The 14,077-nt window shown below is 67.0% G+C and carries 17 protein-coding genes; 8 read left to right on the plus strand and 9 right to left on the minus strand.

Annotation, left to right across the window (positions count from 1 at the left end; translation table 11 throughout):
* Window positions 1–28: 28 nt before the first annotated feature.
* The 8 genes from denD (DK26_RS22675) to DK26_RS22710 all read right to left on the minus strand — a co-directional run bounded on the left by denD (DK26_RS22675) (window position 29) and on the right by DK26_RS22710 (window position 7,331).
* Window positions 29–1,012, minus strand: a complete 984-nt coding sequence (denD, locus tag DK26_RS22675; RefSeq protein ID WP_066477396.1) for a D-erythronate dehydrogenase — start codon at window positions 1,010–1,012, stop codon at window positions 29–31.
* A 25-nt stretch (window positions 1,013–1,037) separates the two neighbouring features.
* Window positions 1,038–2,030: a D-erythronate dehydrogenase gene (gene denD, locus DK26_RS22680; RefSeq protein ID WP_066477398.1), complete on the minus strand. Its 993-nt coding sequence runs from the start codon at window positions 2,028–2,030 to the stop codon at window positions 1,038–1,040.
* 126 nt (window positions 2,031–2,156) lie between these two features.
* Window positions 2,157–2,903 carry an SDR family oxidoreductase gene (locus DK26_RS22685; protein ID WP_066477402.1) on the minus strand — a complete coding sequence of 249 codons (747 nt, stop codon included), beginning with the start codon at window positions 2,901–2,903 and terminating at the stop codon, window positions 2,157–2,159.
* Between the two features lie 25 nt (window positions 2,904–2,928).
* On the minus strand, window positions 2,929–3,375 hold the full coding sequence (locus DK26_RS22690) for a GNAT family N-acetyltransferase (protein WP_066477403.1): 447 nt from the start codon (window positions 3,373–3,375) through the stop codon (window positions 2,929–2,931).
* A gap of 1 nt (window position 3,376) precedes the next feature.
* Complete coding sequence (locus DK26_RS22695; protein ID WP_066477404.1) at window positions 3,377–4,054, minus strand: GNAT family protein; 678 nt, start codon at window positions 4,052–4,054, stop codon at window positions 3,377–3,379.
* Window positions 4,051–4,377: a hypothetical protein gene (locus tag DK26_RS22700; protein WP_066477406.1), complete on the minus strand. Its 327-nt coding sequence runs from the start codon at window positions 4,375–4,377 to the stop codon at window positions 4,051–4,053. Before DK26_RS22700 ends, DK26_RS22695 begins: the two co-directional genes overlap by 4 nt.
* Window positions 4,374–5,213, minus strand: coding sequence for an isocitrate lyase/phosphoenolpyruvate mutase family protein (locus DK26_RS22705; RefSeq protein WP_066477407.1), 840 nt, complete (start codon window positions 5,211–5,213; stop codon window positions 4,374–4,376). The genes DK26_RS22700 and DK26_RS22705 overlap by 4 nt, the downstream gene beginning before the upstream one ends.
* A 267-nt stretch (window positions 5,214–5,480) precedes the next feature.
* On the minus strand, window positions 5,481–7,331 hold the full coding sequence (locus DK26_RS22710; protein ID WP_066477408.1) for an IlvD/Edd family dehydratase: 1,851 nt from the start codon (window positions 7,329–7,331) through the stop codon (window positions 5,481–5,483).
* A 357-nt stretch (window positions 7,332–7,688) separates the two neighbouring features.
* Here DK26_RS22710 and DK26_RS22715 point away from each other — a divergent pair, with 357 nt between their 5' ends.
* The 3 genes from DK26_RS22715 to DK26_RS22725 all read left to right on the plus strand — a co-directional run bounded on the left by DK26_RS22715 (window position 7,689) and on the right by DK26_RS22725 (window position 9,607).
* Window positions 7,689–8,873: a pyridoxal phosphate-dependent aminotransferase gene (locus tag DK26_RS22715; protein WP_066477410.1), complete on the plus strand. Its 1,185-nt coding sequence runs from the start codon at window positions 7,689–7,691 to the stop codon at window positions 8,871–8,873.
* 2 nt (window positions 8,874–8,875) lie between these two features.
* Window positions 8,876–9,208, plus strand: coding sequence for an NIPSNAP family protein (locus DK26_RS22720; protein ID WP_066477413.1), 333 nt, complete (start codon window positions 8,876–8,878; stop codon window positions 9,206–9,208).
* A 69-nt stretch (window positions 9,209–9,277) separates the two neighbouring features.
* Window positions 9,278–9,607, plus strand: a complete 330-nt coding sequence (locus tag DK26_RS22725; protein WP_066477416.1) for an SMR family transporter — start codon at window positions 9,278–9,280, stop codon at window positions 9,605–9,607.
* A 54-nt stretch (window positions 9,608–9,661) separates the two neighbouring features.
* Here the strand turns inward: DK26_RS22725 and DK26_RS22730 are convergent, their stop codons facing one another.
* Window positions 9,662–10,573, minus strand: coding sequence for a DUF533 domain-containing protein (locus tag DK26_RS22730; RefSeq protein ID WP_083533482.1), 912 nt, complete (start codon window positions 10,571–10,573; stop codon window positions 9,662–9,664).
* Window positions 10,574–10,866: 293 nt separating this feature from the next.
* On the opposite strand from DK26_RS22730, the gene ykgO reads away from it, so the two are divergent.
* The 5 genes from ykgO to DK26_RS22755 all read left to right on the plus strand — a co-directional run bounded on the left by ykgO (window position 10,867) and on the right by DK26_RS22755 (window position 14,021).
* Window positions 10,867–10,992, plus strand: a complete 126-nt coding sequence (gene ykgO / locus DK26_RS22735) for a type B 50S ribosomal protein L36 (protein ID WP_038363015.1) — start codon at window positions 10,867–10,869, stop codon at window positions 10,990–10,992.
* Window positions 10,993–11,160: 168 nt separating this feature from the next.
* Window positions 11,161–11,811, plus strand: a complete 651-nt coding sequence (locus DK26_RS29150; RefSeq protein ID WP_066477419.1) for a tetratricopeptide repeat protein — start codon at window positions 11,161–11,163, stop codon at window positions 11,809–11,811.
* 44 nt (window positions 11,812–11,855) lie between these two features.
* Complete coding sequence (locus DK26_RS29155; RefSeq protein WP_066477422.1) at window positions 11,856–12,812, plus strand: alpha/beta hydrolase; 957 nt, start codon at window positions 11,856–11,858, stop codon at window positions 12,810–12,812.
* Between the two features lie 73 nt (window positions 12,813–12,885).
* The gene (locus tag DK26_RS22750) at window positions 12,886–13,299 is read left to right on the plus strand and encodes an MbcA/ParS/Xre antitoxin family protein (RefSeq protein WP_066477424.1); all 414 of its coding nucleotides are present in this window, start codon (window positions 12,886–12,888) and stop codon (window positions 13,297–13,299) included.
* On the plus strand, window positions 13,296–14,021 hold the full coding sequence (locus tag DK26_RS22755) for an RES family NAD+ phosphorylase (RefSeq protein WP_066477426.1): 726 nt from the start codon (window positions 13,296–13,298) through the stop codon (window positions 14,019–14,021). Before DK26_RS22750 ends, DK26_RS22755 begins: the two co-directional genes overlap by 4 nt.
* Window positions 14,022–14,077 lie beyond the last annotated feature (56 nt).

A 14,077-nucleotide genomic window follows, 5' to 3' on the forward strand; every position in this document is an offset into this window, starting at 1 on the left:
GACGACGGAGGAGTTCGGCCTTCGGTCCTTACGCGACGAACTTGCCGCCGAGCTCGTCCTCGATATGGACGCGGATGATCTCCTCGAAGTTCGCCTCGGCCTTGAAGCCGAGCGCCATCGCGCGCTGGGCGTTGAAGTTCCGCGGCCAGCCGGCGACGATCTTGTCGATCACCGGATCGATCTCGCGGCGGATGCGCTTGACGACATTCTCGCCGGCGACCTTGCGCAAGGTCTCGATCTGCTCGGCGACGGTGCAGGAGTAGCCCGGCATGGTGAGGGCGCGGCGCGGGCCGATCGCGGCGGTGTCCATCGTCGCGGCATGGACGAGGAAGCCGACGGCCGAGCGCGGCGAGGCGTGCCAGTGGCGGACCTGGTCGGAGACCGGCAGAACCGCCTCCTGGCCGTTCAGCGGCTCGCGGATGATGTTGGAGAAGAAGCCGGAGGCGGCCTTGTTCGGCGTGCCGGGCCGCACGCAGATCGTTGGCAGGCGGATGCCGACGCCGTCGAAGAAGCCGCGGCGGCTATAGTCGCAGAGCAGGAGTTCGCCGATCGCCTTCTGGGTGCCGTAGCTGGTCAGCGGCGTGGTGAAGAACTCGTCCTCGATCTTGTCGTGGAAGGGCGCGCCGAAGACCGCGACCGAGGAGGTGAAGACGACGCGCGGCTTGTAGCCGTCGCCGGCATGGCGGATCGCCTCGAAGAGGTAGCGCGTGCCGTCGAGATTGATGCGGTAGCCCTTGTCGAAATCGGCCTCGGCCTCGCCGGAGACGACGGCGGCGAGATGGACGATCAGCTCGGGGCGCGAGGCGATCAGCTTCTCGGCCTCGCCGGGCTGCGACAGGTCGGAGGTCAGCGTCTCGAAGGCGAAGGGGGCGTTGGTCGGCGGGTTGGCCGGGAAGATGTCCTGGGCCGTGACCTTGTCGACCGGCTTGCCGCCGAGCTGCTTGTCGCGCGCCAGACGCTCGATGAACTTGCGGCCGACCATGCCGGCGCCGCCGAGAACGAGAATATGCATAGGTGTTTCCTCGATTTCTTGATTGTCAGTTGGGGAGATGGCCGCCGAGGTCGTCCTCGATATGGATGCGGATGATCTCGTCGAAATCCTTCTCGGCCTTGAAGCCGAGAGCGGTGGCGCGGGCTGCGTCGAAGCGGGTCGGCCAACCCTTGACGATGTCGGAGGCCGCCTTGTCAGGCGCGCGCCGGATCAGCTTCACGGCCTTGTCGCCGGCGATGCGGCGCAGCGCCTCGATCTGCTCGCCGACAGTGACGCAGACGCCGGGCATGCTGAGATTGATGCGCGGGCCGAGCTCTTCGCGGCTGAGGCCGGCGGCATGGATCAGGAAGCCGACCGCCGAGCGCGGGCTCGCATGGGTGAAGAGCACGCTGTCCTCGACCGGCAGCAGCGCTTCCAGCCCCTGCAGCGGCTCGCGGATGATGCCGGAGAAGAAGCCGCCGGCCGAGGCGTTGGGCTTGCCGGGCCGGATCACGATCGAAGGGAAGCGGACGCCGACGCCGTCGACGAAGCCGCGGCGCGAATAGTCGGCGAGCAGGAGTTCGCCGATCGCCTTCTGGGCGCCGTAACTGGTCAGCGGCGTGACGTGGAACTCGTCGGAGATCGAGGCCGGGAAGGGGGCCCCGAAAATCCCGCTCGACGAGGAGAAGACCAGCTTCGGCACATAGGGACCGTTGCGTATGCCCTCCTGCCGGATCGCCTCCAGCAGGTTGCGCATGCCGTCGAGGTTGATGCGATAGCCCTTGTCGAAATCGCGCTCGGCCTCGCCGGATATGATCGCGGCGAGGTGGAAGATGATGTCGGGCCGCAGCGCGGCGAGGGCTTCGGCGACCGCGGGGGCGCCGGCATCTTCGGTGCGGGTCTCGATGTCCCCGGCAAAGCCGGTCGGCCTTGGTGGAGTGACGACATCCGTCAGGGTAAGGCGCGAGATTGGCCGATCATTGCAGGCGCCTTCGCGCGCCAGGCGCGCGGCAAGGCGCTGGCCGATCATGCCGCCGGCGCCGGTGATCAGGACATGCATGGCGTCTCTCCCGTCGCTGCAGCATGGCCCGCAGGAGTGAACGCCACTCCCGCGAACCATGCCCGGTCTTTTGACCTTATGAGTATTTCTGCCGCCCGGCCGGTTCCTGCCGGGCGGAAGGCGCGCTCAGAGCGCGAAGCCGCCGTCGGCGAGGTGGATCTGGCCGGTGGTGTAGCTCGCCTCGTCGGAAGCGAGATAGACGGCGAGCCAGGCGATCTCCTCGGCGGTGCCGAGACGGGCCATGGGCTGGCGGTCGATGAAGGCCTGGCGGGCCTGAGCTTCGGTCGTGTTCGTCACCTTGGCGAGTTCGATGATGCGCTGGTCGAGCGAGGGCGACTGGATCGTGCCGGGGCAGATCGCGTTCGAGCGGATGCCCTTCTTGATGTAGTCGGCCGCGACCGCCTTGGTCAGGCCGATCACCGCCGCCTTGGTCGCACCGTAGACATAGCGGTTCGGGATGCCGCGCACCGAGCCGGCGCCCGAGGCGATGTTGACGATCGAGCCCTTGCCGGCGGCGAGCATGCCGGGAACGAAGGCCTTGATGGTGCGGTGCATGGACTTGACGTTGAGGTCGAAGGAGAACTCCCAAGCCTTGTCGTCGCATTCCAGCACGGTGCCGTGATGCACGAAGCCGGCGGCGTTGACGAGGATGTCGATGGTGCCAACCTTCTCGGCGAAGGCCTCGACCGCCTTGGTCGAGAGCACGTCGAGCTTGCGCTTCTTGGCCTTCGGAATGCCCTCGAGCAAGGCGACGTCCTTGTCGGTCGCCCAGACGGTCGCGCCCTCGGCGACGAAGGCCTCGGCGATCGCGCGGCCAATGCCCTGCCCAGCCGCGGTGACGACCGCAACCTTGCCCTTCAAACGTCCAGCCATTGTGCTTCTTCCTTGTACTTTCCGACTATCGGAGGTTCTTGCGCATATGGACCAGCCGGCGGTCCGGCAGGTCCTCGAAATGGGTGGTCTGGTAGCCCAGCCGCTCATACCAGCCGATGCGCTCGGCAAGCCTGGCATGCGTGTAGAGGTGGATGGCGTCGTGCCCGAGCGCGCGGGCCCTCTCCTCGGCGAAGTCCATCAAGGTCGAGCCGATCTTCCGTCCTGTGGCGGCGGGCGCCACGGCGATGCTCCAGAGCGTGAACTTCGCCGGCTCCTCCTGGAGAACCAAAACACCGTCGAGGTCTGCGCCCGTCTCGGCGAGCCAGACTTCGTGCTCCGCCAGCACCTTCGTGTAATCGGCGATGCGCGGCAGCGAGGGCACGCCGATGATGCTCTCATTTGGCAGGTACGCGGCCTCGGTCAGCGCGACGATCGCCGGGATATCGACTGTCGAGGCGCGGCGCAGGGCCATGTCAGGCCGCTTCCGCGTTCTGCATCAGGCTGGCGAGCGTCGCCTTCTGCCGACCTTCCGCATCGAAATTCTCCGGTGCCAGCCAGCGCTCGAAGGCTTCAGCCCGTTTCGGCCACTCGCCATCGGTGATCGAGAACCAGGCGGTGTCGCGGTTGCGGCCCTTGACCACCATGTGCTGGCGGAAAAGCCCCTCATACTGGAAGCCGAAGCGCAGCGCCGCGCGCTTGGAGGGCTCGTTGAGATTGTTGCACTTCCACTCATAGCGACGATAGCCGAGCGAGAAGCCATAGGCGCCGCAGAGATAGATCGCCTCGCTCGCCACCCGGGTGCGCTGAAGGGCGGGCGAATAGGTGATGTAACCGACCTCGAAGACACCTTGCTCGGGGCGGATTTCCATCAGCCAGAGATGGCCCTTCGTCTTGCCATCGGCCTTGTCGATCACGGCGAAGGGTACGATGCCGGGCTTGACGACCATGGTGGCCAGCAGCTCGCCATAGGTCGCCTTGTCCTGGGGCGGATGGGCCGGCATCCATTCCCAGAGCCCGTCATGGCCGGCCATCGCCGCCCAGATGTCGTCGAGATGCTTGGCCGGATCGATCGGCTCGAGCCGGCAATAGCTGCCGTCCAGTACCTTTGCAGGCGGGAAGGGCGGCGGCGTCCAGTCCAGCACCGGGTTCATTTTGCAGCCTTTCCGCGCCAGCCGTTCAGGTCCTGGGTGACGTCCCAATCGGGGCCGAGTTCGTCGGCGATCGCGGCACCCAGAGCGACACCCTCGGCTTCCCAGGCGAGCCGGTCGACGGCGCTGCCGAAATCGCTGGCGGCCTCATTGGTCTCGTCATAGATGGCGTCGAAGGAGTCCATCCAGCTTTCGAGACGGTCGGCGAGGGCGTCCGAGAGGTCGATATCCTCGGCGTCGACCGGCTTGCGCTTGCCCTTGGCGTCGACCAGCCAGAGGCCGCTGCGGCCGAGCCATTCCGGCGCGATGACGAGCTTGTCGGTCACGAGCGTGCCTTCAGATCGTCGCGGAAGAACGGGTTGAGCGGGCCGGACGGGCCATTGCCGGCAAAGCCCCGGAAGCTGCCCTCTTCCTTGATCAGGCGGGCTGCCTCGATGAAAGCGGCCCAGGCGGCGCGGGCGAGCGCTCCGCCGATCGAGATGCGGCGGGCGCCGGCTGTGGCGATGTCTGAGACGCTGAGGCCGAAATCGCCGTAGACCAGTGCGTTCACCGGCTTGCCGCCGGCCGCGGCAACGATGGTGCCGATGTCGGCCGCGGTCTTCGGGCCGGGGGCATAGAGGACGTCGGCGCCGGCCTCGGCATAGGCGGCGATGCGGCGCGCCGACTCGTTCAGCGGATCGGGATGGCCGGTCAGGAAGCACTCGGCCCGGGCGGTCAGCAGCACGCCGGAGCCGGTCTCGTCGATGGCGCGGCGCGCTGCCCTGATGCGCTCGACCGCAAGCTCGAAGGGATAGAGCGGGTCCTCGGCGCGGCCGGTCGCATCCTCGATCGAGAGGCCGGCGACGCCGGTCGCGACGCAGAGCTTGACGTTGGCGGCGACGCCGTCGGGCGTGTCGGCATAGCCGTTCTCGTAATCGGCATTGATCGGCAGGTCGGGCACTGCCTTCACCAGCTCGGCGAGGTGCGCCAGCATCATGTCGCGCGGCACGTCCTGGTCGGCGCGAGCCTTGGTGAAGGCGAAGCCGGCGCTGGTCGAGGCCAGCGCCGGGAAGCCTTGTCCGCGCAGCCAACGCGCCGAGCCTTCGTCCCATGGATTGGGCATGACGAAACAGCCGGCCTCATGAAGCTTTCGGAAGGTCTCGACCTGTGGGCTGTAAGCCATTTTAAATCGTTTCAAAACGGTTTAGGGGCGCCATACTGTCGTTCTTGCGCCGATTTGTCAGCCCCGCAGTCCCGCATCGGGGGGCAAGCCGGGATGCGCCGTGCGAATGCCATGTCCTGAGGCAGGCCGGATAGCGCCGCGAGCAGTCCGGGTCGGGCCGTCCCGACATTCCACAATTGAGGCTGAAAGAACATCGCCCCGCAGCGCGGTGATGCGGGCGGGGCGATGCCGTAGACGCCGGATTGCGTCGCGATCGTTGTTGCGCGATCAGTGGTTGTCGCGCGGCACGCCGAACTTCTTGTGGATCTTCTGGTACTTGACTGCCGGCTTGAGAACCATGCCCTCGGATAGCTCGCCGACGATCTTGCGCTGGATCTCCTGCCAGGGGGTCTGGCTCTTCGGATACTTGTAGCCGCCATTGGCCTTGAACTCGGCCCGGCGCTGCGCCAGCTCCTCGTCCGAGATCAGGATGTCGGCGGTGCGCTTCTTCAGGTCGATGCGGACCTTGTCGCCGGTCTTCAGCAAAGCGAGCCCGCCACCGGTCGCCGCTTCAGGCGAGGCGTTGAGGATCGAGGGCGAGCCCGAAGTGCCGGACTGGCGGCCGTCGCCGACGCAGGCGAGCGCGGAGACGCCCTTCTTGATGAGGTAATCCGGCGGCCGCATGTTCACGACCTCGGCCGCGCCCGGATATCCGATCGGCCCGACGCCGCGGATGAACAGGACGCAGTGCTCGTCGATGGCGAGCGCGGGATCGTCGATGCGGTGGTGGTAATCCTCCGGTCCGTCGAAGACGATCGCCCGGCCCTCGAAGGCCATCGGGTCCTTCGGGTTCTCGAGATAGCGCTTGCGGAACTCCGGCGTGATCACCGAGGTCTTCATGATCGCCGAGTCGAACAGGTTGCCGGAGAGGTTGAGGAACCCGGCCTCCTTCTTCATCGGCTCGTCATAGCTCTTGATGACGTTGCGGTTGATCGCGAAGAAACCCTTGCAGTTCTCTTCGTGGGTGCGGCCGTTGGCGGTGATCGCCGGCTTGAGCTTGCCCTTCTCGAGCAGCTCGGCGATCACGGCGGGCAGGCCGCCTGCGCGATAATAGTCCTCGCCGAGATACTCGCCGGCCGGCTGCATGTTGACCAGCAGCGGGGTGTCGTAGCCGATCTTGGTCCAGTCCTCGTTATCGAGCGGCACGCCGATATGCTTGGCGATGGCGTTGACGTGGATCGGCGCGTTGGTCGAGCCGCCGATCGCCGAGTTGATGACGATGGTGTTCTCGAAGGCTTCGCGCGTCAGGATCTTCGAGGGGATCAGGTTCTCCCAGACCATTTCGACGATGCGGCGGCCGGTGAGGTAGGCCATTTCGTAACGGTCGCGATAGGGGGCGGGGATCGCGGCGGCGCCGGGCAGGGTCATGCCCATCGCCTCGGCGAGCGCGTTCATGGTCGAGGCCGTACCCATGGTGTTGCAGTGACCCGCGGACGGCGCGGACGACGCAACGAGGTCGACGAAGCCGCGATAATCGATCTCGCCGGCGGCCATCATCTGGCGCGCCTTCCAGACGATCGTGCCCGAGCCGGTGCGCTCGCCGCGGAAGTCACCGTTCAGCATCGGGCCGCCCGGCAGGGCGATCGCCGGGATGTCGACCGTCGCCGCCGCCATGATCTGGGCCGGGGTGGTCTTGTCGCAGCCGGTGGTCAGCACGACGCCGTCGATCGGGTAGCCGTAGAGGATCTCGACGAGGCTGAGATACTGCAGGTTGCGGTCGAGCGAGGCTGTCGGCCGCTTGCAGGTTTCCTGGATCGGGTGGATCGGAAATTCGAAGGGCACGCCGCCCATCTCGCGGATGCCGTCGCGGACGCGGCTGGCCAGCTCGAGATGATGGCGGTTGCAGGGGGCGATGTCGGAACCGGTCTGGGCGATGCCGATGATCGGCCGGCCCGACTGCAGCTCTTCACGCGACAGGCCGAAATTCATGGTGCGCTCGATATAGAGCGCGGTCATGTCGGCATTGGCGGGGTTGTCGAACCAGGCCTTGGAGCGGAGCTGCTCCGGCTTGATCTTGCGGACCGGCTTCTTGCCGTTCGAAGTCTTGCTCGGCGTCTTGCCTGTGGGGCTCTTGGCCATCCCGTCGTTTCCTCTCGCGGCCAGGCGGCCTTCGCGCCGCTTCGGCATCGTCTTTAAATCGATTTGACCGACAGGTCATGCCGGCCACGGCAGAACGGCAAGGGAGCTTGCCGCAGCTACTGTATTCTGCATACAGCAGCTTCGGGCGGCCTGCCAATGTCAAAGCGCGCCCGGTGCCAGCAAAGGTCGCGGCGGCGCAGTTTGCAAGTGTTCCAAATGCGGCCCAGCCCGGCCCGGAGCGCAGGCGACGGTGTCGCGAGCGGGCTTGCCCGGGCGCGGCTTTGCGGCCAAGACAGGCGAACAAGGCAAGCCCGGCCTACGGGACGGGTGCGACAACAAGCGCAAGAGGAAACCGCCATGACGCTCCAGGTCGTCCCATCCTTCGCCCGGATCGGCGAGGAGAACGCTTTCGCCGTGCTGGCGCGGGCGACCGAATTGCAGCGCCAGGGCAAGGACATCATCAATCTCGGCATCGGCCAGCCGGACTTCCCGACCCCGGAGCACATCGTCGAGGCAGCGGTGAAGGCGCTGCGCGACGGCCATCATGGCTATACGCCGGCGAACGGCATCCTGCCCCTGCGCGAGGCGGTCGCCGCTGATCTGCACAAGCGCTATGCCGTGAACGTCTCGCCGGAGGAGGTGATGATCGTGCCGGGCGGCAAGGTCACCATGTTTATGGCGATCCTGATGTTCGGCGAGCCCGGCGCCGAGATCCTCTATCCCGATCCCGGCTTCCCGATCTATCGCTCGATGATCGAGTATACCGGTGCGACGCCGATCCCGGTGCCGATCCGCGAGGAAAACGGCTTTGCCTTCTCGGCCGAGGAGACGCTCTCCCTGATCACGCCGAAGACGCGACTGCTGATCGTCAACTCGCCGGCGAACCCGACCGGCGGCGTCACGCCCAAGGCCGAGGTCGACAAGCTCGTCGCCGGGCTCGCGAACTTCCCCGATGTCGCCGTGATGTCGGACGAGATCTACGACCAGATGCTCTATGACGGCGAGAAGCACGTCTGCCTGCTGAGCTATCCGGAGATTCGCGACCGGCTGATCCTGCTCAATGGCTGGTCGAAGACCTACGCGATGACGGGCTGGCGCATGGGCTTCTCGGTCTGGCCGAAGCCGCTTTACGACAATGCCCGCAAGCTCGCGGTGAACTCGCATTCCTGCGTCAACGCGCCGGCGCAATGGGCGGGCCTTGCGGCGCTGACCGGCCCGCAGGATGCGGTCGCGATGATGCTGGCGGAGTTCGACCGGCGCCGGAAGGCGGTGGTTGCCGGGCTGAACAATCTACCGGGCGTCTCCTGCATCGAGCCGAAAGGGGCGTTCTACGCCTTCCCGAACGTCTCGCAGACCGGCTGGAAGGCGAAGAAGCTCGCTTCGGCCCTGCTCGAGGAGACCGGCGTCGCGACCATTGGCGGGCCGGATTTCGGCGTGCATGGCGAGGGCTATATCCGCCTGTCCTATGCCAATTCGCTGGAGAACATCGAGCGGGCGCTCGGCCGGATGGGCGAGTTCCTCAAGAGCGCGAAAGCGGCCTGAGCATGATCACCTGCCATCTGCGCTATGTCGTCGATCCCTATCAGCTGCCGGCCTTCGAGCATTACGGCAAGCTCTGGATCAGGCTGGTCGAGAAATTCGGCGGCAAGCATCACGGCTATTTCATGCCATCGGAAGGGACCTCGAACGTTGCCTTGGCGATGTTCAGCTTTCCGTCTCTGGCCGCTTATGAGGAATACCGTGAAGCCTCGTTCAAGGACGAGGAGTGCCTGGCGGCCGTCGCGCTGAACGAAAAGCACCGCTTCATCATCAGTTATGAGCGCTCGTTCTTCCGGCCGGTCTTCGAGGACGACAAGGGCGCGCGCCGCGCGCCGTGAATCCGGCAGATATGTCGAGCGCATCTGCCGGCGCTCCCGAGCGCCAGGGCGAAGGAAGAGCCTGACCGCATGAGCTATCTTTATCTCGCATTCGCGATCGTCAGCGAGGTGATCGGCACCTCGGCCCTGAAGGCGTCCGAGCAGTTCAGCCGGCCGGTGCCCTCGCTGATCAGCCTGGTCTCCTTCGCGAGCGCGTTCTACTTCCTGTCGCTGACCCTGCGAACCATGCCGGTCGGGATCGCCTATGCGATCTGGTCGGGCGTCGGCATTGTGCTGATCAGCCTGATCGCGCTGGTGCTGTTCGGGCAGAAGCTCGACCTGCCGGCGGTGATTGGCATGGGCCTGATCGTCGCCGGCGTCGTGGTGATCAACGCCTTCTCGAAATCGGTCGCCCATTGAGCGACCGATCGGCAGCCGGCGCGGAGCGCGCCGGCTGGTCCTGACAATGCGAGCTCAGACCTTCGCGGCGCTGGCGGCGGCGTCGATGTTCGCCACCAGTTCGGCATCGAGGCCGAGCGAGCCGGCGAGGCCGGCGAGGAAGTCCTTCTCGGCCGGCTTGTCCGGATTGATGGCGATGCGGGCCGCCGTGTAGATCTGCGCCGCGAGTTCCGGCGATTCCGCGCCCTCGACCAGCTCGTCCACCGAGGCGGGCTTGGCCATCTCGTTGGCGAGCCAGGTATTGGCCTCCGGGTCGAAGCCGGCCTCGCGCAGGCCGCCGAGAATGCCGTTCCGCTCGGCATCGTCGATATGGCCGTCCGAGGCCGAGGCGGCGATCATGGCGCGGATGAAGATCAGCGCATTGGCATCGCTCGCAGCTTCCGGCTCGAAGCCCGAGCCGGCCGGGGCGGGCAACAGCGCCTGCTGCTCGGCGCCGAGCAGCGGCTTGCCGGCCTGATAGTTCTGATAGGCCTTGTAGGCGAGGCCGCCGACCAAAGCGAGGCCGCCGACCTTGGCGGCCGAGCCGGCGATGGAGCGTCCGGCCGAGGTACCGAAGATCAGGGCGCCGAGGCCGCCGAGCAGGGCGCCGGCGGCAAGCTGGTTGTTGCCGATCATGCCCTTGGCCTGGGCGATCAGCTCTTCGGGGGTCTTGCCGCCGGAGAGCTGGCCGACGATGTCGGTCGCGCCCTGCTGCAGCCCGGTCTTCTGGGCAGCGTCCTGGACGCCCTGGGTCGCCTGGCCGAAGATCTGGCCGGCCATGCCGGTGAGGCCGCCGGCGCCGCCGGCTTGCTGGACCTGCTGGGCGATATTGCCGAGCATGCCGCTCAGCCCACCGCTGCCGCCCTGCGCACCCTGCTGCCCACCCTGGGCACCAATCTGGTTGCCGGCGCTGACGAGCGCATCGAGAAGGGATTTGGCGTTGAACATCGAAGGACTCCTTCGGTAGGCATGGCGGGGCGGCGGGCGCACTCTAGGCACCGCTTTCTGCGGCCGCTAGACGGCTCATGCGAAAACGGCGGGACGATGGCGATTGCCCCGTCTGCGAGAAAGGCGAGGGTTGCGGCGCCTTTGCCCTTGCCTTCCGCGACAAAATCCTTATACAGCCGCCATCGCATCAGGCGCGCTGTCGTTTGTTCGATGAGGGCCGGTCAAACGGTTCGCGTCGCGCCAGAAATTTTTGACCGGTTTCGCCGCAGGGCGAGCCGATGGGAGTCCGGACCATGAAGATCCGCAATTCGCTCAAGTCGCTGCGCGCCCGCCATCGCGACAACCAGCTCGTGCGCCGCAAGGGCCGCGTCTACATCATCAACAAGGTCCAGAAGCGCTTCAAGGCGCGTCAGGGCTGAGTTCTGTCGCGGCTCCATGCCGCGGCGACCGGCACCTTGCCAGATGATCGAGATCAGCGGGCTGCACTTCGGTGCGGCCCGCTTTTTTGGCTTGGCCGCTCACGGCTTGCCGGCGGTCTCGCCGTCCCGTGAATTGACGTCGGCCGGATGCCGCCTACATTCGTGGGCATGAGGCTCGCCCGTTTCCTTCGCTTCGCGCTGTTGCCGCTGTCGCTCGCCGTGACGGCGCCGCTGTCCGCATGGGCCCAGCCGGCGCCGCCTTCGCGCGACGGCGCGGTGCCGCCAGCCGACATCGACGACAAGCCCAATCAGCCGGAGGCGCCCGCGCCGCGCAGCCCGGCCGCGACGCTCGACAAGCTGTTCGAGCGGCTCGCCGCCGCCAAGACGGCCGAAGAGGCCAAGGGCATCGCCAATCTGATCCAGCGCCGCTGGGCCCGCTCGGGCTCGGACACCGCCGATCTCCTGATGAGCCGGGCACAGCAGGCCGTGAAGGCCCAGGAACTGCCGCTCGCGATCGAATTGCTCGACCGGGTGATCGCGCTGGAGCCGGACTGGGCCGAAGGCTGGAATCAGCGCGCCAATGCGCTCTTCCTGCTCGGCGACCCGATTCGCTCGCTCTACGATATCGGCGAGACGCTGAAGCGCGAGCCGCGCCATTACGGCGCGATGATGGGGCTCGGCACGATCCTGCGCCAGCAGGGCGACGACAAGCGCGCCATGGTCGCCTACCGTCAGGTGCTGGCGATCTACCCCGAGCTCGAAGCGGTCAAGGAAGCCGTCGAGGCGCTCAAGATCGAGGTCGACGGCCGCGACGCCTGAGCGGCGCACCGGGACCGGGCTCCATTGCCCGAGATGGATTGGCGATGCTGCGCTTCGTCCTCGTCGCCATCCTCCTCGTCACGCTCGGGCTCGCCCTCTTCAGTGAAGTCACCCGTGCCCGGGTCGAGGCGCGCAACCCGCCTCGCGGCGAATTCGTCGCCGTCGAGGGCGGGCGGCTGCATTATCGCGAATGCCGGCCGGCAGGGGAGCCGCGCGGCACGGTCGTGCTGATCCACGGCGCCCATTCCAATCATGCCGATCTGCTGGCGGCGCTGGGGCCATACCTCTCCGATTACCGCGTCGTCGCGCTGGACCGTCCCGGTCATGGTTGGAGCGAGCGCCTGGGAGGGCGGGCAATGGCCGATCCCGGCCGGCAGGCGCAGGCCTTGTTGCAGGCGCTCGACCGGATTGCGCCGGAGCGCTTCGTGCTGGTGGGCCATTCGCTCGGAGGCGCGCTTTCGTCCCGGATTGCGCTCGAGCGGCCGGAAAGGCTGCAGGGCCTCGTGCTGCTCGGCGCTTTGAGCCATCCCTGGTCGGGCGGCATCGCCTGGTCGCAGCGCATCGCCGCCGCGCCCTGGATCGGGCCGCTGTTCAGCCGCGTCGTCGGCGTGCCGCTGGCACGCTACCGGCTCGGCGACGCGGCCGCTTCGCTGTCGGCCTCCGCTCGGCAAGCGCCCTGTCATGCCCCGGCCGGCGAGGCCGAACTGGTGCTGCGTCCCGATGTCGTGGGGTTCAACGGGCAGGACATGGTGGCGGCCCGCGACTTCCTGGCTGCGCAGGCGCCGCGCTATCCCGACCTCAAGATGCCGGTGCTGGCGGTTGCGGGGGATGCCGACACCATCGTCCCGCCGGCGATCCATTCGTCAGCGATCGCGCGCGAGGCGCCGCAGGCCCGCCTGGTGCTGCTGCCGGGCGTCGGTCACATGCCTCATCAGGCTGCGCCGGAAATGATCGCCAAGGCGATCGGCGAGATGTCTGGAGCGGCTCGCGACCGGCCCTGAACCGATTGTTCGCCAGCTCATTCTTGCCAAATGGCATTATTTGATCCATATGATGCCATATGGAGATCTCGCGATGACTGCGCTCTCGCCCGTCGACACCGCCGCTGCGCCATTCGCTGCAGGCGCGATCACGCAGGAGGAAGCGGCGGCGATGTTCCGGGCGGCGCTCAACCTGTTCCGGCTCTGGGGCGTCAGCGACGAGCAGGCCGCCATCCTGCTCGACCAGCCGGTGCGCAGCTACAGGCGCTGGAAGGCAGGCGAGATCGGCCGGATCGATCGCGACGGCGCGGCGCGCCTGTCCAATCTGATGGGCATTCACAAGGCGCTGCGCCTGATCTTCCGCGAGCCGCAGCGCGGCTATGCCTGGATCAAGGCCGGCAACGAGGCCTTTGGCGGCAAGTCGGCGCTCGAGGTCATGCTCGGCGGCGAACTTACCGACCTGATGCGGGTGCGCCGCTATCTCGATGCCGAGCGCGGGCTCTGGTGAGTTCCGGCGAATTTTCGATCGCGCCGGTGGCGTGGCCGGCAGCGGTCCGCATCATCCGCAGCGCCTTCCCGCCGATCGATCTGTTCGAGGATATCGCCGACCCCGCCGACTGGCCGCTGCTGATCTCGGCGGAGATGAAGACCAATCCGCGGCTGATGGAGACGATCGGCAATCTCGATCTGGTGCCGCCGGCGCGCCGCGTCTCTGGGCCCGGGGCGAGCCTGTTGATGGCGCCCTTCACCCATGTCAGCCGTGACCGGCCGAGCCGGTTCAGCGATGGCGCCTTCGGCGTGCTCTATGCGGCTGATGTCTTGGAGACCGCGCTGTTCGAGACGATCCACCACCATGGCCGCTTTATGGCGCGGACAGGGGAGGCGCCGGGCTGGACCTCGCAGTTCCGCGAGATCGTTCTCTCGGTCGAGGCCTCCCTGCACGATCTGCGCGGCGAGACGGTCGGAGCCAGTCCGCTACTGCTCGGGGAAGGCTACGAGGCCGGGCAGGCGCTGGGCGCGCGGCTCCGGGCGTCCGGCTCGGATGGCATCGTCTATCCGAGCGTGCGCCGGCCGGGCGGCGAATGCGTCGGCCTGTTCTGGCCGGACCTCGCGCGTGATCCGGTGCAGGGCCGGCATCTCGATTATCACTGGAACGGCGAGCGCGTGGACTTCTATCGCGAGGCCGGGACCGGCAAGGTTTTTCGCATTGGCGAGCCCGCCGGTCTTTAGGCAGCCCATGGGTCGAAAGCCGGCTTTCCGATTCACTGTTCGGGAAGCAATAACTG

The sequence above is a fragment of the Allobosea sp. WAO genome (genome assembly GCF_001509835.1).
Lineage (GTDB): Bacteria > Pseudomonadota > Alphaproteobacteria > Rhizobiales > Beijerinckiaceae > Allobosea.